This is a genomic window from Rhodanobacter geophilus (assembly GCF_040812275.1).
Lineage (GTDB): Bacteria > Pseudomonadota > Gammaproteobacteria > Xanthomonadales > Rhodanobacteraceae > Rhodanobacter_A > Rhodanobacter_A geophilus.
In genome coordinates this window covers 63,523-87,171 of record NZ_JBFOHL010000003.1, presented here as the reverse complement: position 1 = coordinate 87,171, position 23,649 = coordinate 63,523, and the positions used below count along the sequence as shown (strand labels likewise).

The window sequence follows — 23,649 nt, the reverse complement described above, 5'->3', positions numbered from 1 at the left end:
GCGGGTATCCTCAGAAAAGCGCGGAGCGTGGATTGCCCCGTCATCGGTCGTGACATATGGTGAGCGACGCACGATAACAGGCCGATCCGGGAACGCCCAAGCATGCCGAGCAACATCACGCTGCATCGTCAACGCACGCTCGGCGGCGTGATCGGCATCGTCGTGCTGGCCTGCGGACTCGGCTACCACTTCTTTCCGCGCCTGTTCCATGCCGAGCCGGACGAGGTCGTGCGCCGCAACGTGCCGGCGTTGCCGGCGGCGGCGCCCGGCGGCATGGCGACGGCCAACGAGCCGGCCGCCGAGGAACTGAACGCCGGGCCGCCGTTGACCCTGGCGCCCACGGCGGTGATCGCCGCACGGCTCAGCCGCGAGCATGCGAAGCTGCCGAAGCAGCTGACGCCCGATCCGCCGAAGGTGCGCGCCCTGCTGGATCGCGCCGACAAGGCGCTCGCCGCCGGCCAGTTGGCCGGCGACAAGGACAGTGCCGCCGCGCTCTACCTGCAGGCCGCGAAGGACAAGCCCGACAGCCGCCGCGCCGCGCAGGGCGTGATCAACGTGCGCGCGCGGCTGGTGGCGCAGATCGAGCGTGACATCGCGCTGGGCAATGCCGACGATGCGAGCGACCAGCTGGCGGCGCTGCAGCAGCTGCCCGACAGCAAGGACGACGTGACGCGCCTCGCGGCCGCGCTGAAGACGCTCACCGACGTGCGCCCGCTGCTGGCGCAGGCGGCGGGCCTGCTGCAGCAGGGCAAGGCGGACCAGCCCGCGGGCCGCAGCGCGCTGGACATCTACCGCCAGGTGCAGCAGCTCGACCCGCAGAACGCGGTGGCCGAGCAGGGCGTGCTCGACGTGCAGCGCGTGGTGCTGGACCGAGCGCTGGCCGCGGTGGCGCAGAACGATTTCGCCGGCGCGGACAAGGTGCTGGCCGAGGCGCAGGCGATCCGCCCCGGCTCGCAGCAGTTGCACGACGTGCGCCAGCGGGTGGACGACATGCGCGCGGCGAACGCCAGCGGCGTGCTGAGCCAGGCGCATTCCGCGCTGGATGCCGGCAACCTGGCGATGGCGAGGCAGCTCGCCGCGCAGGCGCAGGCGATCAGCCCGCAGCTGGCCGGCCTCGCCGCGTTCGAGCAGCAGCTGGTCAACGCGCAGCTCTACGCCAGCCACAAGCCCGGCCAGGTGTTCAGCGACCGCTACGTCGACCTGCCGGGGCAGGCGCCGGCGATGGTGGTGATTCCCACCGGCAGCTTCCTGATGGGCGCGGCCGACGGCGACAGCGACAGCAGCGCGGCCGAGCAGCCGCAGCACAAGGTCAGCATCGACCAGGGTTTCGCGATGTCGCGCAGCGCGATCACGGTGGGCCAGTTCCGCCAGTTCGTGCGCGAGAGCGGCTACGTGCCCGATGCGGTGAAACTCGGCGGCGCCAGCGTCTACGACGAACGCAGCGGCGCCATGCACGACGACGACAACGCCACCTGGCAGGACGACTACGCCGGCCACCGGGCCGCCGACAACCTGCCGGTGGTCAACATCTCCTGGAGCGATGCCAAGGCTTACGCCGACTGGCTCAGCCAGCACACCGGCAGGAAATACCGCCTGCCCAGCGAGGCCGAGTTCGCCTACGCGCTGCGCGGCGGCACCAGCACGCGCTACTGGTGGGGCGACGGCATGCCCACCGGCAAGGTGGAGAACCTCACCGGCTCGAGGGATCGCTCGCCCAGCGGCCGGCGCTGGAACCACGCGTTCCGCGGCTACGACGACGGCTACTGGGGGCCGGCGCCGGTGATGAGCTTCGCGCCCAATCCGTTCGGCCTCTACGACATGGGCGGCAACGTTTCCGAATGGACGGCCGACTGCTGGCACGACAACTACATCCGCGCGCCCGTCGACGGCAGCGCCTGGCTCAACCCCGGCTGCGGCGTGCGCGTGCTGCGCGGCGGTTCGTGGGGCAGCTCGCCTGAACAGGCCCGTTCGGCCTGGCGGCAGGGTGCCGATGCCAGCGTGCGCAGCGGCCGGGTCGGCTTCCGCGTGGTGCGCGAGCTTTGATTTTCTGCCGCATCGCACTACACCAAAGCCCCTAAATTCGCGTAGATTGTGCAGGCCGCATGGCCATCGCCTCGCTGGAGGCGGTGCCTTACTCAACCACGATGGATGCCCATGGCCACCAAGACCACTGCCAAGAAAGCCCCTGCCAAGGCCGCCAAGCCGGCGCCGAAGGCCGCTCCCGCCGCGATCAAGCCGATCAAGGACACGCTCAGCAAGTCCGGCCTGATCTCCCACATCGCCCAGCAGACCAGCGTCGAGACCAAGCACGTCAAGGCCGTCCTCGCCGCGCTGGAGCACGCCGTGCTCGGCGCCGTGCACAAGAAGGGTGCCGGCCAGTTCACCCTGCCGGGCCTGTTCAAGATCAACGCGATCCAGGTGCCGGCCAAGCCGAAGCGCACCGGCATCAACCCGTTCACCAAGCAGGAGCAGGTGTTCGCCGCCAAGCCGGCCACGGTGAAGGTGAAGGTGCGTCCGCTGAAGAAGCTGAAGGACGCCGCGCTCTGAGCGCGCTGGTGCCTGCCCGGGAATACCAGGCAGGCATCTCCGGATACGACAAAGGCCGCGCAAGCGGCCTTTGTTCTGTTCCGTGGTACCGGTGATAGGACTCGAACCTACACTCTGTCGCCAGAAGCGGATTTTGAGTCCGCCGCGTCTACCATTCCGCCACACCGGCATGTGGATCGCGCATTATGCCGGGATCAGTGCACCGGGTCGAGGCCCAGCTGGCGGTCGCAGCATTCGTAGCCATTGTCGCCGGCCAGCGGCTGGAACACGGCGCAGTGGGTCATGTTGCCGGAGTAGATGTGCAGGCTGACCGCGATGTCGCGGTCGCTGGGGTTGCGGATGGTGTGGTACTCGTGCGGTGGGATCAGGCTGCCGGCGGAGCCGGGACCGGCCTGCACGGAACCCACGGGCTGGAAGTGGCAGTGGCCGTCGGTGTCGTTGAGGCGCTCGTACTGCACCACGTCCAGCGCGCCGCGCCACACGCCTTCCACGCACCACATGCCGGCATGGTCGTGGATCGGCGTACCCTGGCCGGGTCCCCAGGTCATCGCCACCACGCAGTAGCCGTGGTCCTCGCTGCGGTACAGCTCGCGCCGTGCGTAGCGGCCCTCGGCGGTTTCCAGCACGCAGTCGGGCAGCTGGATTTCGTTGCCGCGGATCAGCCGGCACAGGCTGTTGCGCAGGCTGTCGGTGATCGCCGGCGTGCTGCTCTGGGCGACCGCGGTGTCGATCGCGGCTATCAGCTGGCGGCAGCCTGGAAATTCGGTGGTGAGCATGGGGACTCCGTGCGCAAGCGTGAAACAATCCGGTCATCATGATAGTTGGTAATGACGATATAAGCATGGGCTCCGGGCGCACCATGCCGTCACGAATCCGGCGTGAGGGCGCTGCAAGGCGCCCGTCCCGACGCGCCCGGTGATCGCTCTCGTCGCAGCCGTGGCGCACGCCGATCCGCGATGCCTTCCGGACATCATGCCGCGTTGATCGGGACATCCCTAAGCTCGGCAAGGATGCTGATTCGAGGCGACAGACATGGCTACACATTCGAAACGCGGGAGCGGCGACAAGAAAGCCGCGCGGCACCATCGGGTGGGCAGGCACGGAGCGGCCGCGAGCGGGCTCGGCGCGATCAACCACATCGTGGTACTGATGCTGGAGAACCGTTCGTTTGACCACATGCTCGGGTTTCTCTATGCCGACACGGACAACGTCTCGCCCGCCGGCCAGCCGTTCGAGGGCCTGACCGGCAAGGAATCAAACCCCGACAGCGCGAACGGCACGAGCATCGCGGTATCGCGGATCCCGCCGGCGCTGGCGAACACCTATTTCCTGCCCGGCGCCGACCCCGGCGAGGGTTACACGGCGACGAACGCGCAGTTGTTCGGCAGCAACACGCCGCCCGTGCCGCCCGCGGCGGGCAATGCCGGCTTCGTCGACAACTTCGCCGCCACCCTGGTCTGGGAAGCCGCGGAAAAATGGTCGATCTACCCCGGCACCACCGCGGCCGACATCATGGCGATGCACACGCCGACGAGCCTGCCGGTGCTGTCGGCGCTCGCCCGCGGCTTCGCCGTGTGCGATCACTGGTTCGGTTCGGCGCCCACCGAGACCTTGCCCAACCGCGCATTTGTCCACGCGGCGACTTCGCAGGGCCACATGGACGACAAGACCAAGTCGTTCACCGCGCCGACGATCTACGGTCTGCTCTCGCAGCACGATCTCGACTGGACGATCTACGGCTACGACGCCGACCCGCTGACGCGGCTGACGTTCAGCGACACGGCGAGCGCGGCGGATACGCACTTCGGCCAATTCGCCGATTTCCAGGCCGCCGCCGAACAGGGCCAGCTGGCCCCGTATACCTTCCTCGAGCCCAGTTGGGGATCGAGCGGGAACAGCCAGCACCCCAACTACGACGTCGCCCTGGGCGAACAGCTGATCCACGACGTCTACTACGCGTTGCGCAACGGGCCGGCCTGGAACGAGACGCTGCTGATCGTCACCTGGGACGAGCACGGCGGCTGCTACGACCATGTGCCGCCGCCGGCCAATGCCGTGCCGCCGGATGCCACGGCGGGCGAATTCGGTTTCGACTTCAAGCGCTTCGGGCCGCGCGTGCCCACGCTGCTCATATCGCCGTGGATCGCGCCGGGCACGGTGTTCCGCGTGCCGGCGGGCGCGATGCCGTTCGACCACACCGCCATCCTCAAGACGATCGAGCAACGCTGGAGCCTGCCGGCGCTGACCGCCCGCGACGCGGCTGCAGTCGATGTCGGTGGCGTGCTCACGCTGGCCGCGGCGCGCACCGACGATCCGCTCGCCGGTGTCGTCGTGCCCGTGTCCAGCGGAGCGAATCCTGCCGCCGGGCGGCCCTCGCATCTGCAGGAGGTGTATGCCGACCTGGCGGCAGCCTTGCCGGTCGCCGCCCCCACGCCGGATCGCACATCACTGCGCACCGCGGACGATTATGAAACCTACATCCGCCAGCGCGTGGCTGCATGGAAGGCAGTCAACAGGCATTGAGTGACGGGATTACAGCTTTGCCAGGAAGCCGCCGATCGCACGGCTGTAGTTCTCGATGTCGACCAGGAAGGCGTCATGGCCCTGCGGCGAGTCCAGCGCCACGAAATCCACGTTGGCGCCGGCGGCTTCGAGGCCCGCGGCGATCTGCTCCTGCTGCTCCAGCGGGAACAGGATGTCGGTGCTGACGCCGATCACCAGCGCGCGCTCGATGCGGATGCGCTTGAGGCCTTCCATCACGCTGCCGCCGCCGTATTCGGCGATGTCGAACCAGTCGCTGGCGCGCGAGAGGTAGAGGTAGCTGTTGGGATCGAAGCTGCGCACGAAACGGCGGGCGTGGCCTTCCAGGTAGGACTCCACCTGGAACTCGAAGCCGAACGGCTGCTCCTCCCGCTGCTCGGCGTCGAGGCGGATGCGTGCGAAGCGCCCGTTCCACTCCATCGCGGAGCGGTAGGTGATCACACCCAGCTTGCGCGCGATGCTCATGCCCATGTCGGGATAGCGCTCGCCGTCGCCGTGGATGTCGTACCCGCCGTTGGCCCACTGCGGGTCGAGCCGGATCGCCTCGCGCTGCAGCGAGCGGATCGCGATCGCGAAGGGCTGCGCCTGCGGCGCGGTGTCCACGCTGACGTGGGCGCGCACCGTGTCCGGGTGCAGCAGCATGTAGGCCAGCGCGGCCATGCCGCCCATCGAGCAGCCGACCAGGCAGGCGAGGCGCGCGATGCCCAGCTCCCGCACCACCACGTGTGCGGCGTTGGCCACGTCCTCCAGCGACAGCTCCGGGAAATCCAGCCGGTACGCTTCGCCGGTGGCGGGGTTGGTCGAGGCGGGGCAGGTGGAGCCCTTGTCGCTGCCCAGCGAGTTCACGCAGATCACGAACCATCGGTCCGTATCGATGGCCTTGCCGGGGCCGGCCATGCCTTCCCACCAGCCGGGCGAGGGGTCTTCCGCGCCGGACATCATGTGCGCGCTGGGCGAAAGGCCGGTGAGCACGAGGATGGCGTTGTCGCGTGCGGCGTTCAGCGTGCCCCAGGTCTCGTAGGCCACGCGTGCGCCGTGCAGCGCACCGCCACGCTTCATCGGGAACGGCGAGGGCAGGGTGCAGTAGCGACGGGCGTCGGCCATCCTCAGTGCACCTTGTCGATGGCGATGGTGATCGGGGTCTTGCGGTCGGTGTCGACGATGCCGGCGCTGCCCTCCAGGTCGCCCGGCTGGGCGATCGGCTCGCCGCTGTGGCTGATCCGTGCCGCCACCAGCACGCGCGCCACCGAGGAGAGCTTCAGTTCCGGCGTCATCGCCATCGCATCGGTGAGCGTGACCGTGGCCGGCAGCGTGGTGGCCGCCAGCTTCGCCACCGCCAGCGGCATCGGCGGGCCGCTCACCGCGCGGGCGTAGACGTAGAGCTGGTCGCCCGGCTGCAACTTGTCCTTGAGCGTGGGCGCCAGGCTCACCTCCACCTTCAGCGCGGCGTCCTGGCGCGTGGCCGGCGCGGGTTCGGCCGCGGGCTTGATGCCGGCGCGGGCGTCGGCGTTCGCGATCTGCTCGGCGACCGCCCCGGCCACGCTGGAAGCGGGTTCCAGCAGCGGCTGCAGCTTGCGCCAGGTGGCGGCGGCATCGGCGTAGCGGGCGTGCTGGAACTGGCTGATGCCGAGCAGCCACAGGGCACGCTGGCTGTCCGGCTGCAGTTCCAGCGCGTGTTGCAGCAGGTCGAGCGCGCGGCCTTCGATCAGGTGGTCGCCGCGCGCCATCGAATCGGTTTCGGCCCAACCCACCATCGCCGCCACGTTGTTCGGGTCGATCTTCAGCGCATGGTCCCAGGCGTCGCGCGCCTCGTCCGGCTGTTTCAGCGCGGTGGTGGCCTCGGCGAGCAGGGTCCAGCCTTGCGCATCACCCGGTTGCTGTCGAAGGTGCGCACGCAGCTCGGTCAGCGCCTGCCCGAAATCCATGGGCTTGGCGGCGGCAGGCACGCCGTCCAGCGCGACCGGGGCGCCGATGTGCAGGTACAGCGCGCCCGCGCCGAGCGGCAGCAGCAGGGCGATGCCCAGCGCCAGCGCGAACACGCCGCGCGAGCGGCCATGGCGACGGCCTTCGCGCAGCAGCGGCACCAGCAGCAGGGCCAGCGCCACCGCGACCATCGCGGCGGCGGCCAGATAGAACGCGAGCTTCACCAGTCGTCCCCCGTGTCGGCCGTTTCGTTGCCGGCATCGGTCGTGGCATCGTTGCGGTTGCGCCGGCGTATCGCCACCGCCACCACCGCGCCGCCGGCCAGCAGGATCGCCAGCGGCCCGAACCACAGCAGCCAGGTGCCCGGCTTCAGTGGCGGGTCGTACAGCACGAAATCGGAATAGCGATCCACCAGGTATTGCTTGATCTCGTCGTCGCTCTTGCCCTGCTGCATCAGCTGGAACACTTCCAGCCGCAGGTCGCGGGCGAGGTCGGCGTTGGAGTCGGCCAGGTTCTCGTTCTGGCAGACCATGCAGCGCAGCTGCCTCGTGAGGTTCTGGAAGCGCACTTCCTGGGCGTGGTCCCTGAACGGCAGCGGCTCGATCGCGCCGCTGGCGGCGAAAGCGTGGCCGGCGAACGCCAGCAGCGCCAGCAACGCTGTCCGTAGGAGCGGCTTCAGCCGCGACCGGCATTGCCAAGAATCGCGGCTGAAGCCGCTCCTACGGGGTGTCCGCGCGGTCATGGCGTCTCCCGCTTCACGGCGGCTATCGCCGGCTGCAGTTCCTGCGCGATCACCTCGGGCGTGAGCGGGCCGATGTGCTTGTAGCGGATCACGCCCTTCGCATCGATCAGGAAGCTCTCCGGCGCGCCGTACACGCCGAAGTCGATCGCGGTGCGGCCGGGCTGGTCGGCGATCACCAGGTCATACGGGTTGCCGCGGTCGCGCAGCCAGGCCCTGGCGTTGTCGGGCGCGTCCTTGTAGTCGTAGCCCACCAGCGCGATGCCGAGCCGCCGGCCGTCGGTCATCAGCACCGGGTGCTCCTCGGCGCAGGCCACGCACCAGCTGCCGAACACGTTGAGCAGGTAGGGCTTGCCGAGCAGGCTGGCCCGGGTCACGGTCTGCTCGGGCGCATCCAGTTTCGGCAGGGCGAAGTCGGGCGCGGGCTTGTCGATCAGCGGCGAGGGCACGTAGCGCGCGTCGTGCCAGGTGTTCCACCAGATGCCGAAGCCGAACAGTCCCACCAGCAGCACGAAGACCAGGAACGGGATCAGCCGCTTCATGCCGGCGACTCCTGCGGCGTGCCCGCAGCGGTCGTTGTCGCCGCCTCGGCGGCAATGCGCTTGATGCGGAAGCGGCGGTCGCCGGCGCAGACGAAACCGCCCAGCATCATCAGCACGCCGCCGCCCCAGATCCAGCGGATGAAGGGCTTGTAGTAGAGGCGCAGCGCCCAGGCGCCCTCGATGTCGTTCGCGTCCATCGGCTCGCCCAGAGCCACGTACAGGTCGCGGAACACGCCGGCGTCCACCGCCGACTCGGTCTGCACCTGCTCGCGGGCGTAGGTGCGCTTCTGCGGGTGCATCACCGCCACGGTGCGGCCGTCGCGCAGCACGGTGACCACGCCCTGGTCGGCGTGCCAGTTCGGGCCCACCGTGCGGTGCACGCCGTCGAAGCGGTACACGTAGCCGGCGATGGCCTCGCTCTGGCCCGGCGCGAGGCGCACGTCGTGGGTGATGCTCAGCGATTCGGACAGCAGCACGCCGATCACGAACACCGCCACGCCCAGGTGCGCCAGCAGCATGCCGGCCATCTCGGCCGGATAGCGGCGGCCGCGCGGCATGTCGCGCCAGCGCTTGAGCGCGTACAGCAGCACGCCCACCGCGATCCATGCCGCCGCGGCCACGCCGGCCACGGCCTTCAGCCGGCCCTGCACGAAGAAAGCCGCCACGATCGCGCAGGCCGCCGCCGCGATGCCCGCGCGCAGCGCCACCTGCTTCAGCACGCCGCCCTCGGCCCTGCCCCAGTGCAGGAACGGCCCGAACGGCAGCAGCAGCACGATGGGCGTCATCAGCAGCGGGAACAGCAGCCCGAAGTAGGGCGGGCCCACCGAGATGCGGCCCAGGTGCAGCGCGTCGCCGATCAGCGGGAACAGCGTGCCCAGCAGCACCATCGCCGCGGCGGTGGCCAGCATCAGGTTGCCGATCAGCAGCGCCGTCTCGCGCGAGACGATGTTGAACGGCTTGCCACCGGTCACCTTCGGCGCGCGCAGCGCGTACAGCAGCAGCGAACCGCCCACCACGATGGCGAGGAAGATCAGGATGAACACGCCGCGGCGCGGGTCCGAGGCGAATGCGTGCACCGAGGTGAGCACGCCCGAGCGCACGAGGAAGGTGCCCAGCAGCGACAGCGAGAACGCGAAGATCGACAGCAGCAGGGTCCACGCGCGCAGGCCACCGCGCTTCTCGGTGATCGCCTGCGCGTGGATCAGCGCCGCGCCCACCAGCCACGGCATGAAGCTGGCGTTCTCCACCGGATCCCAGAACCACCAGCCGCCCCAGCCCAGTTCGGCATACGCCCACCAGCTGCCGGCCACGATGCCCAGGGTGAGGAAACCCCAGGCCGCGTTCGTCCACGGCCGTGCCCAGCGCACCCACGCCTGCTCGACTTCGCCGCCGAGCAGTGCCGCGATGGAAAACGCGAACGCCACCGAGAAGCCCACGTAGCCCATGTAGAGCACGGGCGGGTGGAAGGTCATGCCCGGGTCCTGCAACACCGGGTTGAGGTCGGCACCGTCGGCCGGCATCGGCAGCAGGCGGCCGAACGGGTCGGAGGTAAACAGGATGAAGGCGAGGAAGCCGATCGCCACCAGGCCCATCACGCCCAGCACGCGCGCGGCGAACACCTCGGGCAGCTTGTGGCTGAGCGCGGCCAGCGCCACCGTCCACACGTTGAGGATCAGGATCCACAGCAGCAGCGAGCCCTCGTGCGCGCCCCATACCGCGGCGATGCGGTAGTACCAGGGCAGCGTGAGGTTGGAGTTGTCGGCCACGTACTGCACCGAGAAATCGAAATGCAGGAAGGCCCACACCAGGATCAGGAAGGCCATTGCCACGAACACCGCCTGGCCGGCGGCGGCGGGACGCGCCACCGCCATCAGCGCGCGGTTGCCGCGCCATGCACCGATCAGCGGCAGCGTGCCCTGCGCGATGGCGAGCAGGAAGGCGAGCACCAGCGCGAGCTGGCCGAGTTCGGGGGTCATGGGCTCTTGCCCTGCGCGGCGGCTTCCTTCACTTTCGCGTCCGCATGCGCCTTCGCCATCGCGTCCTTCAGTTCCTTCGGCATGTAGGTCTCGTCGTGCTTGGCGAGCACCTCGGTGGCCACGAAGCGGCCGTCGGCCATGTGGCCGGTGGCGATCACCGACTGGTTGTCGCGGAACAGGTCGGGCAGGATGCCGGTGTACTCCACCGGCATCGCACCGCCGGCGTCGACCACGGTGAAGGTGACCTCCAGCGATTCCTTGCTGCGCTGGATCGAACCGGCCTTGACCATGCCGCCGAGGCGGAAGGTCTTGTACTGCGCCGCCTGGCCCGACTGCACCTGGCTCGGGGTGAACAGGTAGTTCATGTTCTGCTGCAGCGCGTACACGCCCAGGCTGATCGCCAGCGCGGCGGCGATCGCGACCACGATCACGATGGTGAGCCGGCGCTTGCGGGTGGGGTTCATCGGCATGCGGTGTTCCTGCCCGGTCAGGGCGATGGCGTGGCGGAAGTGGTGCGGCGCTCGCGCGCGGCCTGGCGTGCCAGGCGTCCGCGCAGCTCGCGCAGGATGCGGCGGCGACGCAACCGCGGCGCCACGCTGTCGGCGATCAGCACCACGAAGAACACCGCATAGGCGGGCCACACATAAGCCGCGTAACCACCCATCCCGAGGAAGGCGACGGCATCGCCGCCCATGGCCAGTAAGTGCTGCGCGGCGCTCATGGGGTTGCCTCGTCTTCGGCGATCCGCCGCACCCAGTCCTTGCCGCCTTCCAGCGCCAGGATGTCGGTACGCGCGCGGCGGCACAGGCTGGCCACGTAATAGGCCTTGGTCGCCAGCGTCATCAGCAGCAGCGGCCACAGCATGTCCCACGCCATCTTGGAGTGGCCGAAGATGTTCACCGTGCTGCCCTGGTGCAGCGTGTTCCACCACGTCACCGAGTAATGCACGATCGGCACGTTGATCACGCCGATGATGGCGAGGAAGCTCGCGGCGCGCGCGCCCTGGCGGCGATCCTCGAACGCGTGGTACAGCCCGATCACGCCCAGGTACAGGAACAGCAGCACCAGTTCGGAGGTGAGCCGCGCGTCCCAGGTCCACCAGGTGCCCCACATCGGCTTGCCCCACAGCGAGCCGGTGACCAGGGTGATGAAGGTGAAGGCCGCGCCGATCGGCGCCGATTCCATCGCCACCACCTCGGCCAGCTTCATGCGCCACACCAGCGCGATGAAGCCGGACACGCCCATCACCGCGTAGACGAACATGCTCATCCACGCGCTGGGCACGTGGATGAAGATGATGCGGTAGGCATCGCCCTGCTGGTAGTCCGGCGGCGCCAGCACCAGGCCGCCGTACAGGCCGATCGCGCCAAGCAGCAGCGCCAGCCCCATCGCCCATGGCCGCAGCGCGCCCGCGAAGCGGTAGAACGTCGGCGGCGAACCGAGCTTGTGCAACCAGAGCGGGATCCAGGAGGCCATGACTTACGAATCCAGTGCGATACGCAGGGCTGCCGCGCAAGCCAGCGGCGCCAGCACCACGGCGAGGATCAACGCGGCGGCCAGCCAGGCGACCGGTGCCAGCCATGGCAGGCCCTGCTGGGCGGCTGCCACGGCGCCGGCCGCGAAGATCACCACCGGCACGCACAACGGCAGCAACATCAAGGCCAGCAGCATACCAGAGCGCCGCGTGCCGACCGTCAGCGCCACCAGCACCGCGCCGAGCAGGCTGAGCAGCGGCGTGGCCAGCAGCAGGGCCAGCAGCAGGGCCGGCATCGCGGCCGCCGGCAGGTGCAGCATGCCGGCCAGCAGCGGCGAGACCACGATCAGCGGCAGCGCGGTGGCGAGCCAGTGCGCGAGTATCTTCATGCCCAGCATCGGCGCCAGCGGCTGCGGCGAAAGCACCAGCTGTTCCAGCGAACCGTCCTCGATGTCGCTGGCGAACATCGCATCCAGCGCCAGCAGCATCGCCAGCAGCACGGTCACCAGCACCACGCCCGCGGCGATCCGTTGCAGCAACGCCAGATCCGGCCCCAGCGCGAACGGGAACAGCACCGCCACGATCACCGCGTACAGCACCGGCATCGCCAGATCCCCGCGCCGGCGCCACGCCAGCGTGAGATCCCGCCGCAGCATCGCGGCACAGGCTTGCGGCAACGAAGCGCCGCTCATGCCCGAACGCTCCTCTGCGAAGAAAACTCACGCATGCATGCGTATCCGCTGCGGTTCGCCGCCATGAAACCCCACCGCACCATGGCTGCTCACCAGCACTGCGCCGCCACCGGCCACATGTCGCTCCAGCAGGCGATTGACCAGTGCGATGCCGTGCCGGTCGAGGTTCGCGTAAGGTTCGTCGAGCAGCCACAGCGCAGCCGGCTGCAGCAGCAGGCGGGCCAGCGCGGCGCGCTTCTTCTGGCCGGCGGAGAGGCGCCGCACCGGCTCGTCCCCGTAGCCGGCGAGGCCTGCCTCGTCGAGCACGCCGTCCAGCGTGATGCCATCGCGGCGCCCGTGCAGGCCAGCGGCGAAAGCCAGGTTCTCGCGCGGGCTCAGCTCCAGTTTCTGGCCCAGCTGGTGGCCGAGGAACAGGATTTCGCCCGCGCAGGCCTCGCGTTGCCACGGCGCGCCGCGCCACAGCAGCCGCCCTTCGCTGACATGCAGCAGGCCGGCCAGCAGGCGCAGCAAAGTGGTCTTGCCGCTGCCGTTGTCGCCCTCGACCAGGGCCAGTTCGCCCGCGTGCAGGCGAAAATCCAGTGGCGCGAACACCGGCTCGTCCTGGCGGTGGAAGCTCAGGCGATGCGCTTCGAGCAAAGGGGGAGCTGCTGCTGCGGTCATTGCTCCCATTCTCCGCAATGGCCCGCGGGCTTGTCCATGCGGCGCGCTGCCGCTGTGCGTCGCCGCGTGCCTCAGCCAAGCACGCGCAGCGTGGCGTGGCCGCCCGCTTCGCCGTGCACGTAGGCCAGCTGGCCGTGTGACCGGGTCAGTCGATCCAGCGCTTCGACGTCCACCCCGGTCACGAACAGGCTGGGCTCGCTCCAGCCGGAGGTGCCCACGCCGATCGCCGGGCAGACGTGCACGCCGACCTGCTGACTGAGAGCAGCCAGCAGTTCGCGTTGGGCGGCCTCGTTCTCGGCGGGCGGCCGCCGGCGCGCCTGCGGGTTCCAGGCCGTGATGAAGGCCCAGGCCTGCGCGCCCACCACGGCGGCAAGCGGGGCGGGCAGGGGCAGGTCCACGCGGATGATCGCCCAGCGCACGGTGTCCAGGCAGACGTGGTAGGTGGTGGAGCGGAATGCTTCGAGCAGGGCTTCATCCATGGCGCAACTCCGGCAGCGGCTCCAGGGTCGACTGGAAAAGCCGGGCGGCGGCATCGAGGTCGATGGCCTCCACGTCCGGCGCGCCGCGCAGCAATGCTTCCAGCAGCGCGTCCTGCCTGTGGCCGCGTTCCAGCGCGTAGGCGTACGACAGGTGGGTGAAGGTGACCAGCCGGTAGCGCGCCATGTAGTGGCCGGGGATGCGCTCGGCCAGCTTCGCGCCCAGCGCGCGCTTGGCGAGGTAGTGCGGATCGGCCACCGAGTCGCGCATCTCCACGTAATTCTCCAGCGCCATCGCGGCGATCGCGTTCGCGTTCGGCTGGCGGATGCGCTGGAACTCGGCGAACACGCCGGCGCTGTCGTCCGGCGAGGCGGAGAGCAGCCCGGCCAGCGTCACCGTGTCCTCGAAGCCGCAGTTCATGCCCTGGCCGTGGAACGGCACGATGGCGTGCGCGGCGTCGCCGACCAGCAGCGCGCGGCCGTCCAGGTGCCAGCGTTCCAGGTACAGCGTGGACAGCGTGCCCACCGGATGTTCCGCGTAGTCCGCGTCGAAGCGCGGGATCAGCGGCAGCAGGTCGGGGAAGTCCGCGGCGAAGAACGCGCGCGCCGCGGCGGCGTCGGGCAGGGTGGCGAAGCTGGGATGCGCGCCGGTGGCGGGCAGGAACAGGGTGACGGTGAAGCTGCCCTCGGCGTTCGGCAGCGCGATGCACATGTAGCCGCCGCGCGGCCAGATGTGCAGCGCATGCGGCTCCAGCGCGAAGTGGCCCGCGCCGCCGGCCTGCTGCACCAGCGCGGGCGGCAACGTGCCGGCGTCGGGTATCTCCAGCTCCTTGTAGCCGTGGCCCAGCGGTTCGATGCGTTCGCCCAGCGGCGCGTAGGCATCCATCGCCGCACGCAGCACCGAACCCGCGCCGTCGGCGCCGATCAGCAGGCCCGCATCATGCTCACGCGTGACACCCGCCTCGTCGGCGAGCCGGATGCGGTGCCGGTCGAAATCCGCCGCCACCAGCGACTGGCCGAAATGGAAGCGCACGCCGGACGCCTCGGCGGCATCCAGCAGCAGCATGTTCAGCGCGCCGCGCGACACCGACCAGATCACCTCGCTGTCGTCCACGCCGTAGCGCTGCAGCCCACTGGCGCCACCCTGTGCGTGCACCATGCGTCCGCGCATCATCACCGCGCGCAGCAGTACCTCGTCGGCCAGGCCCGCCGTGCGCAGCGCCTGCAGGCCGCGCTCGGCCAGCGCGAGATTGATCGAGCGCCCGCCGAGGAAGCCCGCACGGCGCGGATCGGGCCGCTTCTCGAACACCTCCACCGCGAAGCCGTGTTGCGCCAGCTGCCGTGCCAGCAGGGCGCCCACCAGGCCGCCGCCGATCAGGGTGATGCGAGGAGCTTGCGTCATGTCGCGTGCCGGAAAAATGGTTCGCCCACTGTTCCGCAAGCGGCGCGCGACTGCAATACGCCCGGCTCAGAAGCTCATGAAATAGCCGCCGTTCACCGGCAGGTTGACGCCGGTGAGGTAGCCGGCGTCGTCGGCGCTGAGGAAGCACACGGCGCGGGCGATGTCGGCGGGCTGGCCCAGCCGGCCCACCGGGATGCCGGCGACGATCCGGGCGCGGATCTCGGCGGGCACCGCGGCCACCATCGGCGTGTCGCAGTAGCCGGGCGAGACGGTGTTGACGGTGACACCCTGGCGCGCGGTCTCGCGCGCCAGCGCCATGCCGAAGCCGTGCACGCCGGCCTTGGCGGCCGAGTAGTTGGTCTGGCCGAACTGGCCGGTCTGGCCGTTCACCGAGCTGATGTTGACGATGCGGCCGAAGCCGCGCGTGCTCATCCCTTCCACCACGGCGTGACAGGTGTTGAACAGGCCGTCGAGGTTCACCCGCATCAAGTCGTGCCATTGCGCGGGCGTCATCTTGCGCAGGCTGGCGTCGCGGGTGATGCCGGCGGCGTTGACCAGGATGTCCACGCCACCGTGTTCGCGTTCGAGGCGGCCGATCAACGCGGCGCAGGCCTCGTGGTCGCCGACGTCCAGCGGCTCGTAGCCGATGGCATGGCCAAACTCGCTGGCGGCTTCGCGGAAGATGGCGAGGCGCGCTTCGCTGGCGGGCAGGTCGGCAGCGATCACGCGGCGGCCGGCTTGCGCCAGCTGACGGCAGATTTCGGTGCCGAGGCCGCCGAGCCCGCCGGTGACCAGGGCCAGGCGAGCAGGGGCGCCGTCCGCTTGGGATGAGGTCATGCTGCTCTCCGTTTTTGCGATCGTCCGTGATCGCGAGAGTCACACGGGCGGCCATCCATGGCCGCACTTTCAAGTAAAACTGAAACGCGCCGCTCGGGGCGGCGCGTGGATGCTGGACAGGAAGCGGCCGGCCTCAGCCGGTCTTCTTGTGGCCGCCGCGGCTGCCGCCCTGCGGGGTGATCTGCGCGGCGGCGTCGAGCAGGCCGCGCTGCATGGTCTTCCACGCATCCATGTTGCGCTCGGTCAGCTCGTTCACCATCGCCCACGGGGTCTGCCCCATCAGGCTGTTGAGCTGGGTGCGGAACTGCTGCTGCTGGTCGAGGAAGACCTGCAGGCTGCGCTCCAGGTACGGGCCCATGAAGCCCTGCAGCGAGTCGCCGTAGAAGCGGATGATCTGGCTGAGCAGCTGCGGCGACAGCATCGGCTGCCCCTTTTCCTCGTGCTCGGAGATGATCTGCAGCAGCACGGAGCGGGTGAGATCCTCGCCGGTCTTGGCATCGCGGACTTCGAAGTCCTCGTTGTCCAGCACCAGCTGGCGCACCTCCTCCAGCGTGATGTAGCTGGAGATCTCGGTGTCGTAGAGCCGACGGTTCGGATACTTCTTGATGGTGCGCTTGTTTTGTGCCATGCGGCGAAACTAGCAGAGAATATTGCGCCGCACCAGTAGACCACTGGCATGCATCCCGTGAAATTGGTCTGCTCCGCGACGGGCCGCGGCGTGGCGATGTGCACCGCGGTGGTCTGCAGCAAAGCCAGGCGGCGACTCAATGCCCCATCGCGGCGCCATCGCTGCCGAAGGGCGGCCTGGCGAACCACAGGATGGGGATCAGCAGCAGGAACAGCACCGCGCAGCCCCAGAACACGTCATTGACCGCCAGGGTGAGCGCCTCGCGGTTCACCAGCTGGTCGATCAGGCCCAGGCTTTGCGTGTGCGGTATGCCGCGATGGGCTAGGTCCTGCAGGAACTGCGTGGCTGCAGGATTGGCGTTGCTGACGTTCTCGGTGAGGTTGGCATGGTGCAGCTCGCTGCGGTGCTGCCACAGCGTCACCGTGATCGCGGTGGACATGCTCGAACCCATGGTGCGGCAGAAGTTGGACAGGCCCGAGGCGCTGGCGATCTCCGAGGCAGGCAGGCCGGCGAGATAGATCTGGTTCAGCGGGATGAAGAAGCAGGGGATCGCCAGGCCCATCACGAAGCGCGGCAATACCAGTGTGCTGAACGAGGCATTGCTGTCGAAGCTGGCGAACCAGTACGAGGTGAGCGCGAAGATCACGAAGGCGAAGGTCACCACCGCGCGCAGCTCCAGCCGATGCATGTTCTTGCCCAGCACCGGCGACAGCAGGAAGGCCAGCACGCCCACCGGCGCGGTGGCCAGGCCCGCCCAGGTGGCGGTGTAGCCCAGGTCGATCTGCAGCCACAGCGGGAACACCACGTTGATGCCGAAGAACGCGAACATGCCCAGCGTCAGCGCCACCACGCCCACGGTGAAGTTGCGCTGCTTGAACAGCGAGAGGTCGATCACCGGATGCTTGGCGTGGATCTCCCACACCACCAGGAAGGTGAGGCAGACCAGGGCGGTGATGCCCAGCGTGAGGATCAGCGGCGAGGCGAACCAGTCGTGGTCGTTGCCGTTGTCCAGCATGAACTGCAGGCAACCCACGCCCACCACCAGCAGCACCAGGCCCACCATGTCGATCGGTGCCTTGAAGGTCTTCGTCTCGCGCTTGTGCAGGATCGCCCAGGTGATCACCGCCGCGGCGATGCCCACCGGCAGGTTGATGTAGAAGATCCACGGCCAGGAGAAGTTGTCGGTGAGCCAGCCGCCCAGGATCGGGCCGAAGATCGGCGCCACCACCACGGTCATCGCCCACAGGGCCAGCGCGATGCCCTGCTTTTCCTTGGGGTAGCTGGTCAGCAGCAGGGTCAGCGACAGCGCCACCATCGGGCCGGAGCCGGCGCCCTGCAACAGGCGGCAGACCACCAGCATCGGCATGCTGGTGGCCAGGCCGCACAGCATCGAGAACACCACGAACAGCAGCACCGACACCACGAAGGTGCGCACTTCGCCGAAGCGCCGCGCCACCCAGCCGGTGAGCGGCTGCATGATCGCGCTGGCCAGCGCGTAGGAGCTGATCGTCCAGGTGCCCTCGTTCGGGCTCACGCCGAGGCTGCCGGAGATGTGCGGCACCGCCACGTTGACGATGGTCATGTCCAGCACCTCCATGAAGGTGCTGAACGCGACGGCGATGGTGAGCAGCGCCAGCGGGCCGCCATGCAGCGGCTTCGGCGGGGCGGCATTCTCGGGCGTGGTGGCCATGCGGTGCTCGCGCGGGTATCGGGGGCGAAGGGGCCGGGGATGCGGATCGCGGCTGAAGCCGCTCCTGCAACGCGCCGGCCCGGGGGAGCGGCTTCAGCCGCGATGCTTACTTGCCGAGGTTGGCCTCGACCACCTTCTCGGCCTCGGCGTCGGCCTGGCTGGCGATCTGGTCGTACACCGTGGTCTGGGCGGTCGGGACGGCGGGGCCGGCGGCCAGCACCTTGCCCTGGTCGTGGCTGATGTCCACGGTGACGTCGGCGGACAGGCCCACGCGCAGCGGATGCTGGTCCAGCTCCTTGTCGTCCAGCGCGATGCGCACCGGCACGCGCTGCACCACCTTGATCCAGTTGCCGGTGGCGTTCTGCGCGGGCAGCAGCGAGAACACGCTGCCGGTGCCGGCGCCGAGGCCGATCACCTTGCCGTGGTATTCCACCTTGTCGCCGTAGAGGTCGGTGGTGATCTTCGCCGGCTGGCCGATGCGGATGTGGCGCAGCTGGTTCTCCTTGAAGTTCGCGTCCACCCACAGGTCGTGCAGCGGTACCACGCTCATCAGCGGCTGGCCGGGCGCCACGCTGTTGCCCAGTTGCACGCTGCGCTCGGCCACGTAGCCGGACACCGGCGCCACGATGGTGTTGCGCTGGGCGGCCACCCAGGCGGCGCGGAAGTTCGCGCGCGCCTGCTGCACGGCGGGATTGCCGGCGATGTCGGTGCCGGCGATCGCGGCATGCGCCGCCTTGGCCTGGGCCTGGGCCGCATCCAGCGCGGCCTGCGCGCCGGCCACGGCGTCGCGCAGGTGCTGCACGACCTCGGGCGATTCGGCCTGCGCAGCCACCAGCGGCAGGTGGCGCTTGAGGTCGGCCTGGGCCTTCTGCAACTCCACCTCGCGCGCCGCCACCGCGGCGTCGGCGCCGCCGGCGCTGTCGGTCTGGCCGCGTACCTGGCGCACCGCGAGCGCCAGCGCGCTGCGCGCCTGGCGCAGGCGCACGTCGGCGTCGGTGGGATCGAGGCGCACCAGCACCTGGCCGGCGTCGACGTGCTCGGTGTCGTCGGCCAGCACCGCGACCACGGTGCCGGGCACCTGGGCGGAGATGCCCACCAGGTTGCCGCCCACATAGGCGTTGTCGGTGTTCTCGCGGGTGGAGAACACGAAGAACCAGAGCAGGAACCAGGCCAGTGCGGCGAGGATGAACACCGCGGCCACGATCAGCAGCGCGCGGCGACGCTTCGGCGGGTCCTTGGCGGCGAAGCCGCTGTCGTTGCGGTCCTGCGGCGGGGCGGACTCGGTGGCGCTCATGGGCGGGGACTCCGGCTGAGGTTCGGGGAAGGGGAAGTCGCGCTGGCGGTATCGGCGGGCATGCGGTAGCCGCCGCCCAGCGCCTTGATCAGGGCGAGGTCGGTGCTCAGCGCCTGCGCGTGCAAGGCGATGGCCTGATCCTGCTGCTGCAGCCACTGCGCCTGGGCGGCGAGGCCTTCGCGGGCGTCGCGCACGCCCCGGCGCAGGCGCGCCTGGGCGTTGGCGACGAGACGCTCATCGGCATCGACCTGCCGTTGCTGCTGCTGGCGATTCGTGGCCAGCTGTTCGGCGGCGAGTGCCTGGCTGGCGACCTCGCGCGCGGCATGGAACACGGTGGCGTCGTACTGCGCCACGGCGTCGTCCAGCTGGGCGCGGCTGATGCCGTAGGCGGCCTTCAGACGACCGCCCTCGAAGATCGGCAGGTGCAGCGCGGGCGTGATGCCGAACACGCGGCTGCCTGCGCTGAACAGGTGGCCCAGGTCGCCGGAGCTGCCGCCGCCGAACAGCGCGGGAGTGCCCTGGTTGGTGCTGGACAGCCCGGCCATGGCGGTGATGCTGAAGTCGGGCAGGAATTGCGCGCGCGCCACGTCGGTCTGCTTCAGCGCCGCCTCCACCTGCCAGCGGCTGGCGGCAATGTCGGGGCGACGGGCGATCAGGTCCAGCCGCGCGTCGTCGGGCAGGGCGCCGCTGGTGGCGGGCAGCGGTCGCGGCGAGAGCGCCGGCAATTGCGCGGGCGCCACGCCGAGCAGGGCGGCCAGCGCCACCTTGCGGATCCGCGCCGAGCCCTCGAGTGCGGTCTGCGCCTGTTCCACGCTGGCCACGCGCGAGCGCGCCTCCTGCACAGTGTCGGGCAGGTCCACGCCTTGGCGCACGCGCAGCTCGGCGATCTGCAGCAGGCGCTGCTGCACGGACAATGCCTGCCGGGTCAGCGCCAGGCGCGCCTCGTCGGCCAGCCAGCCGAAATAGGTGTCGGCCACTGCGTTCTGGATCGTCAGCGCCGCCGCACTGCGCTGCGCCTCGGCGGCGTGCGCCTGGTCCAGCGCGCTCTCGATCGCGGCGCGCTTCTTGCCCCACCAGTCGAAGTCGTACTCGAACTGCACGTCCAGGTCGGCCTGGTTGTACCAGGTGAAGCCGAGCAGTTGCGGCGGCATCAGGCCGTGCTCGCTCAGGCGCTGCCGGGTTACCTGTGCACTGCCGTTGATGCTGAGCCCGGCCTGGGCGGCGGCCAGCTTCACCGACTGCTCGGCGGTGCGCACGCGACTCTGCGCCTGGGCGAGGTCGGGCGACTGCTGCAGCGCCGTCGCCATCAGGCCATCGAGCTGCGGGTCGCCGTAGCCGCACCACCAGTCGGCGGCCGGCCAGCCGGCGCGGGTGGGGCTTTGCAGGCCCGCCAGCGGCACGTCGTCGCGCAGTGCGGGATGCTGCAGCTTCGGCGGCGCGAGCGCGCATCCGGCGAGCGAGAGCAGGACGGCAAGGGCCAGGGCCGCGCGCGGGCGAGGCGGGGCGAAGGTCATCGGAAACTCCTTCACGACGCGTCGTCCGCGTCGAGCTGGTCGAGGTTCTTGGCGAGCTTGCGCAGCAGGCGGCTGAGCTGGCGCCGGTCGGTGGCGCTGAAGCCGGCGAACATCGCCTCCACGCGGGGGAACATCGGCGGCAGCATCTTCAGTACGAAGCGACGGCCGGCGGCGGTGATGCGGATCAGCACGCGGCGGCGATCCTCGGCGCTGGCGCCGCGCGAGATCAGGCCACGCTTGACCAGCGCATTGCCGATGCGGGTCATGTTGGTGCTGCCTTGCGAGGTGAATTCGCACAACTCGCCGGGACTGGAGCTGCCGTCGGGACGGCTGTACAGGATCATCAGGGTGAGGAATTCGCTGTGGTTGAGCTGGTGCGGCTTGAGCGTTTCCTCCAGCCCTTCGTCCATGCGTGCACCCACCATCAGCATCAGCCGGCACAGCGTGGCCTGCTCGGCGGGCAGGTGCGGAATGACCTCGTGCATCCGCCCGATGCCTTCGTCCATCATCGCTATGCAGTCGCCCAGATCAGCCATTTCATCAATTCATATTTCACTGGTGAACTAAATTCTTGCGCGAATGGACGCGGGGTGCAAGTGCCAGGGGCGGCTCAGGTGTGTCCGGGAGCGGGCAGGCGGAACAGCCGGCGGGTATTCGCGGCGGTGGCGGCGGCCACGGCATGCTCAGGTTTGCCGCGCAGCGCCGCCACGCAACGCAGCACCTCGGCGACGCGCGCCGGCTCGTTGCGCTGGCCGCGGTGGCCGGCGTCCGGCTGGTCGGGAGCGTCGCTCTCCAGCAGCAGGAACTCGAGCGGCATGTGCGCCACGATGCGGCGCAGGCGTTGCGCACGCTCGTAGGTCACCGGCCCGCCGATGCCGATCAGGAAGCCGAGCTGCCACAACCGACGCGCCTGCTCCTCGCTGCCGGAGAAACTGTGCACCACGCCGCGCACGCCAGCGTGGCGGCGCAAGGTGAGGATCACTTCTTCCAGTGCCTGCCGCGCATGCACGATCACCGGCAGGTCGAGCGCGCGGGCCACGGCCAGCTGCCGCGCGAAATAGTCGCGCTGCAGCGCGGGGTCCAGTTCGCCGAGGTGGAAATCCAGCCCGATCTCGCCGATCGCGACGGCGGCGTTCGCGCCACACCATGACAACAAGGCGTCGACATCGCCGGGCGCATGCTGGTGCAGGTAAAGAGGGTGCAGGCCATAGGCGGGGAACAGCGAGCGCGGGTGCGTCGAGCACAGTTCGCGGATGCGCGCCCAGCTGGCCGCGTCCACGGCCGGTATCACCAGTTGCTCGATGCCGGCGTCGCGTGCCCGCTGCAGCACTTCGGTGCGGTCGGCATCGAAGGCATGGTCGTCAAGATGGGCGTGGCTGTCGGCAAGCACGGGCGTGATGCGTCTCTCGTTTCCGGATCCCAAGCGTTGGCGCCTGCTGAAGTGGTCTCAACGTGAAGCTAGTGTAGGGCGGCGGTCTAGCGAGTATTCAGATTCGTGAAGGTTCAATGACACGACGGGTCGCGCGCAGGAGCAAGCTGCACCTGCATGACGGCCCCGACACTGACAGAGGAGGATGGTTATGAACAGGTTGATGGTCAATGCACTCAATGTGGGGATTGCTGCAGCGCTGGCTGTCGGCTTGTCGGCCTGCAATCGCAGTGCCGATGCCGGGACGCAGGGTGCGCAGGCGGCGGTGCCTGCATCGGCACCTGCATCTGCACCGGTGCAGGCACCGGCATCCGCGCAGCCGGCGGGTCCGCAGTACGCCCAGGTGGTCAGTGTGACGCCGGTGCGCTCGTCCGGAACCGCCGCGCATCAGGTCTGCCACGACGAGGTGGTCAGCCATGCGGCGCCGCCGAAGGATCAGCACAACATCGCCGGTACCGCGATCGGCGCCGTGGCGGGCGGCGTGCTTGGCCACATGGTCGGCAGCGGCAAGGGCAATACCCTGGCCACGGTGGCCGGAGCGGCGGCGGGCGGCTACGCCGGCAACCGCATCGAGAATGCGCATCACAAGCCGCAGGTGACCCAGTCGGTCGAGCGTCGTTGCAGCACGGTTGCCGGCACCGACGGCAAGATCATCGGCTACGACGTGCAGTACGTTTACAACGGCGTCACCCGCACCACGCGCATGGATCACGATCCGGGCAATCGCGTGCAGGTGCAGGAAGGCGTGACGGCCGTTTCCGACGCCCGCTGATCGCCGGCGTCTGCAGCCTTCGGAGGAGCGATGCGATGAATGCGTTCACGCGTGGCATTGTCCCGGCGGTCGTGCTTGCGGCCGGGTTGGTGCTGTCGGGCTGCGCCACCGGTCCGGGCTACGACAATGCCGGTTATCGCCAGGGCTACGCCCGCTGCCAGCAGGGGTGCGGCGTGGTACAGGACGTGCGACCGGTGTACATCGACAGCGGCAATCCGAATGGCGGCACGCTGGGCGCGGTGATCGGCGCGGTGGCCGGTGGCGTGCTCGGCAGCACCATCGGCAAGGGGGATGGCCGCACGGCCGCCACGGTGGTTGGCGCGGTGGCCGGTGGCGTCGTCGGCAACCAGGTCGGCCGGAACTCCGGTGGCGGCGGCAACGCGTGGCGTATTGTGGTGCGCCTGGATAATGGCCAGTACGCCACGGTGACGCAGCGCGATGATCCGCGAGTGCGCAACGGCGATTACGTGCAGATCGCCGATGGCCGCGTCCAGCCGATGTGATGCTTGGATT

At 69.5% G+C, this 23,649-nt stretch carries 25 protein-coding genes and 1 tRNA gene; 5 read left to right on the top strand and 21 right to left on the bottom strand.

Annotated features, from left to right (window positions below; translation table 11 throughout):
- Positions 1-102: 102 nt before the first annotated feature.
- The gene (locus tag ABQJ56_RS04545) at positions 103-2,043 is read left to right on the top strand and encodes a formylglycine-generating enzyme family protein (protein WP_367843800.1); all 1,941 of its coding nucleotides are present in this window, start codon (positions 103-105) and stop codon (positions 2,041-2,043) included.
- A 111-nt stretch (positions 2,044-2,154) separates the two neighbouring features.
- Positions 2,155-2,547 (top strand): HU family DNA-binding protein, encoded by a 393-nt coding sequence (locus tag ABQJ56_RS04540; protein WP_367843799.1) that lies wholly within the window; start codon positions 2,155-2,157, stop codon positions 2,545-2,547.
- A gap of 83 nt (positions 2,548-2,630) precedes the next feature.
- On the opposite strand, the gene ABQJ56_RS04535 is transcribed toward ABQJ56_RS04540, so the two are convergent.
- Together ABQJ56_RS04535 and ABQJ56_RS04530 are read right to left on the bottom strand one after the other, a co-directional pair.
- A tRNA-Leu gene (locus ABQJ56_RS04535) sits at positions 2,631-2,716 on the bottom strand.
- A gap of 25 nt (positions 2,717-2,741) precedes the next feature.
- Entirely contained in the window at positions 2,742-3,323 is a 582-nt protein-coding gene (locus ABQJ56_RS04530) for a cysteine dioxygenase family protein (RefSeq protein ID WP_367843798.1), read from the bottom strand.
- A 256-nt stretch (positions 3,324-3,579) separates the two neighbouring features.
- Between ABQJ56_RS04530 and ABQJ56_RS04525 the strand changes: the two genes are divergently transcribed.
- Positions 3,580-5,070 carry an alkaline phosphatase family protein gene (locus ABQJ56_RS04525; protein WP_367843797.1) on the top strand — a complete coding sequence of 497 codons (1,491 nt, stop codon included), beginning with the start codon at positions 3,580-3,582 and terminating at the stop codon, positions 5,068-5,070.
- A 9-nt stretch (positions 5,071-5,079) separates the two neighbouring features.
- Here the strand turns inward: ABQJ56_RS04525 and metX are convergent, their stop codons facing one another.
- The 19 genes from metX to ABQJ56_RS04430 form a co-directional block, all read right to left on the bottom strand.
- Positions 5,080-6,192, bottom strand: coding sequence for a homoserine O-acetyltransferase MetX (metX, locus tag ABQJ56_RS04520; protein WP_367843796.1), 1,113 nt, complete (start codon positions 6,190-6,192; stop codon positions 5,080-5,082).
- Between the two features lie 2 nt (positions 6,193-6,194).
- Positions 6,195-7,235 (bottom strand): tetratricopeptide repeat protein, encoded by a 1,041-nt coding sequence (locus ABQJ56_RS04515; RefSeq protein WP_367843795.1) that lies wholly within the window; start codon positions 7,233-7,235, stop codon positions 6,195-6,197.
- Entirely contained in the window at positions 7,232-7,663 is a 432-nt protein-coding gene (locus ABQJ56_RS04510; protein WP_367844010.1) for a cytochrome c-type biogenesis protein, read from the bottom strand. Before ABQJ56_RS04510 ends, ABQJ56_RS04515 begins: the two co-directional genes overlap by 4 nt.
- An 86-nt stretch (positions 7,664-7,749) precedes the next feature.
- Positions 7,750-8,292 (bottom strand): DsbE family thiol:disulfide interchange protein, encoded by a 543-nt coding sequence (locus ABQJ56_RS04505; RefSeq protein ID WP_367843794.1) that lies wholly within the window; start codon positions 8,290-8,292, stop codon positions 7,750-7,752.
- Positions 8,289-10,268 carry a heme lyase CcmF/NrfE family subunit gene (locus tag ABQJ56_RS04500; RefSeq protein WP_367843793.1) on the bottom strand — a complete coding sequence of 660 codons (1,980 nt, stop codon included), beginning with the start codon at positions 10,266-10,268 and terminating at the stop codon, positions 8,289-8,291. The genes ABQJ56_RS04505 and ABQJ56_RS04500 overlap by 4 nt, the downstream gene beginning before the upstream one ends.
- On the bottom strand, positions 10,265-10,732 hold the full coding sequence (ccmE, locus tag ABQJ56_RS04495) for a cytochrome c maturation protein CcmE (protein WP_367844009.1): 468 nt from the start codon (positions 10,730-10,732) through the stop codon (positions 10,265-10,267). The genes ABQJ56_RS04500 and ccmE overlap by 4 nt, the downstream gene beginning before the upstream one ends.
- Before the next feature lie 23 nt (positions 10,733-10,755).
- Positions 10,756-10,989: a heme exporter protein CcmD gene (gene ccmD, locus ABQJ56_RS04490; RefSeq protein WP_367843792.1), complete on the bottom strand. Its 234-nt coding sequence runs from the start codon at positions 10,987-10,989 to the stop codon at positions 10,756-10,758.
- Positions 10,986-11,744 (bottom strand): heme ABC transporter permease, encoded by a 759-nt coding sequence (locus ABQJ56_RS04485; RefSeq protein WP_367843791.1) that lies wholly within the window; start codon positions 11,742-11,744, stop codon positions 10,986-10,988. The genes ccmD and ABQJ56_RS04485 overlap by 4 nt, the downstream gene beginning before the upstream one ends.
- Positions 11,745-11,747: 3 nt before the next feature.
- On the bottom strand, positions 11,748-12,434 hold the full coding sequence (gene ccmB, locus ABQJ56_RS04480) for a heme exporter protein CcmB (RefSeq protein ID WP_367843790.1): 687 nt from the start codon (positions 12,432-12,434) through the stop codon (positions 11,748-11,750).
- A 27-nt stretch (positions 12,435-12,461) separates the two neighbouring features.
- Positions 12,462-13,094 (bottom strand): cytochrome c biogenesis heme-transporting ATPase CcmA, encoded by a 633-nt coding sequence (gene ccmA / locus ABQJ56_RS04475; RefSeq protein WP_367843789.1) that lies wholly within the window; start codon positions 13,092-13,094, stop codon positions 12,462-12,464.
- 71 nt (positions 13,095-13,165) lie between these two features.
- The gene (locus ABQJ56_RS04470; RefSeq protein ID WP_367843788.1) at positions 13,166-13,573 is read right to left on the bottom strand and encodes a DUF3293 domain-containing protein; all 408 of its coding nucleotides are present in this window, start codon (positions 13,571-13,573) and stop codon (positions 13,166-13,168) included.
- Positions 13,566-14,972, bottom strand: coding sequence for an FAD-dependent oxidoreductase (locus tag ABQJ56_RS04465; protein WP_367843786.1), 1,407 nt, complete (start codon positions 14,970-14,972; stop codon positions 13,566-13,568). Before ABQJ56_RS04465 ends, ABQJ56_RS04470 begins: the two co-directional genes overlap by 8 nt.
- 66 nt (positions 14,973-15,038) lie before the next feature.
- The gene (phbB, locus tag ABQJ56_RS04460) at positions 15,039-15,809 is read right to left on the bottom strand and encodes an acetoacetyl-CoA reductase (protein WP_367843785.1); all 771 of its coding nucleotides are present in this window, start codon (positions 15,807-15,809) and stop codon (positions 15,039-15,041) included.
- A gap of 133 nt (positions 15,810-15,942) precedes the next feature.
- Positions 15,943-16,437 (bottom strand): polyhydroxyalkanoate synthesis repressor PhaR, encoded by a 495-nt coding sequence (gene phaR, locus ABQJ56_RS04455; protein WP_367843784.1) that lies wholly within the window; start codon positions 16,435-16,437, stop codon positions 15,943-15,945.
- Positions 16,438-16,573: 136 nt separating this feature from the next.
- Entirely contained in the window at positions 16,574-18,127 is a 1,554-nt protein-coding gene (locus tag ABQJ56_RS04450; protein WP_367843783.1) for a DHA2 family efflux MFS transporter permease subunit, read from the bottom strand.
- Between the two features lie 106 nt (positions 18,128-18,233).
- Complete coding sequence (locus tag ABQJ56_RS04445; RefSeq protein ID WP_367843782.1) at positions 18,234-19,421, bottom strand: HlyD family secretion protein; 1,188 nt, start codon at positions 19,419-19,421, stop codon at positions 18,234-18,236.
- Positions 19,418-20,935: an efflux transporter outer membrane subunit gene (locus ABQJ56_RS04440; RefSeq protein WP_367843781.1), complete on the bottom strand. Its 1,518-nt coding sequence runs from the start codon at positions 20,933-20,935 to the stop codon at positions 19,418-19,420. The genes ABQJ56_RS04445 and ABQJ56_RS04440 overlap by 4 nt, the downstream gene beginning before the upstream one ends.
- Positions 20,936-20,946: 11 nt before the next feature.
- Positions 20,947-21,471, bottom strand: a complete 525-nt coding sequence (locus ABQJ56_RS04435; RefSeq protein WP_367843780.1) for a MarR family winged helix-turn-helix transcriptional regulator — start codon at positions 21,469-21,471, stop codon at positions 20,947-20,949.
- A gap of 74 nt (positions 21,472-21,545) precedes the next feature.
- Positions 21,546-22,325 carry a TatD family hydrolase gene (locus ABQJ56_RS04430; RefSeq protein WP_367843779.1) on the bottom strand — a complete coding sequence of 260 codons (780 nt, stop codon included), beginning with the start codon at positions 22,323-22,325 and terminating at the stop codon, positions 21,546-21,548.
- A 190-nt stretch (positions 22,326-22,515) separates the two neighbouring features.
- Between ABQJ56_RS04430 and ABQJ56_RS04425 the strand changes: the two genes are divergently transcribed.
- A complete protein-coding gene (locus ABQJ56_RS04425) occupies positions 22,516-23,136 on the top strand; it encodes a glycine zipper 2TM domain-containing protein (RefSeq protein ID WP_367843778.1) in 621 nt (206 codons plus the stop codon).
- A gap of 35 nt (positions 23,137-23,171) precedes the next feature.
- Positions 23,172-23,639 (top strand): outer membrane lipoprotein, encoded by a 468-nt coding sequence (locus tag ABQJ56_RS04420; protein ID WP_367843777.1) that lies wholly within the window; start codon positions 23,172-23,174, stop codon positions 23,637-23,639.
- Positions 23,640-23,649 lie beyond the last annotated feature (10 nt).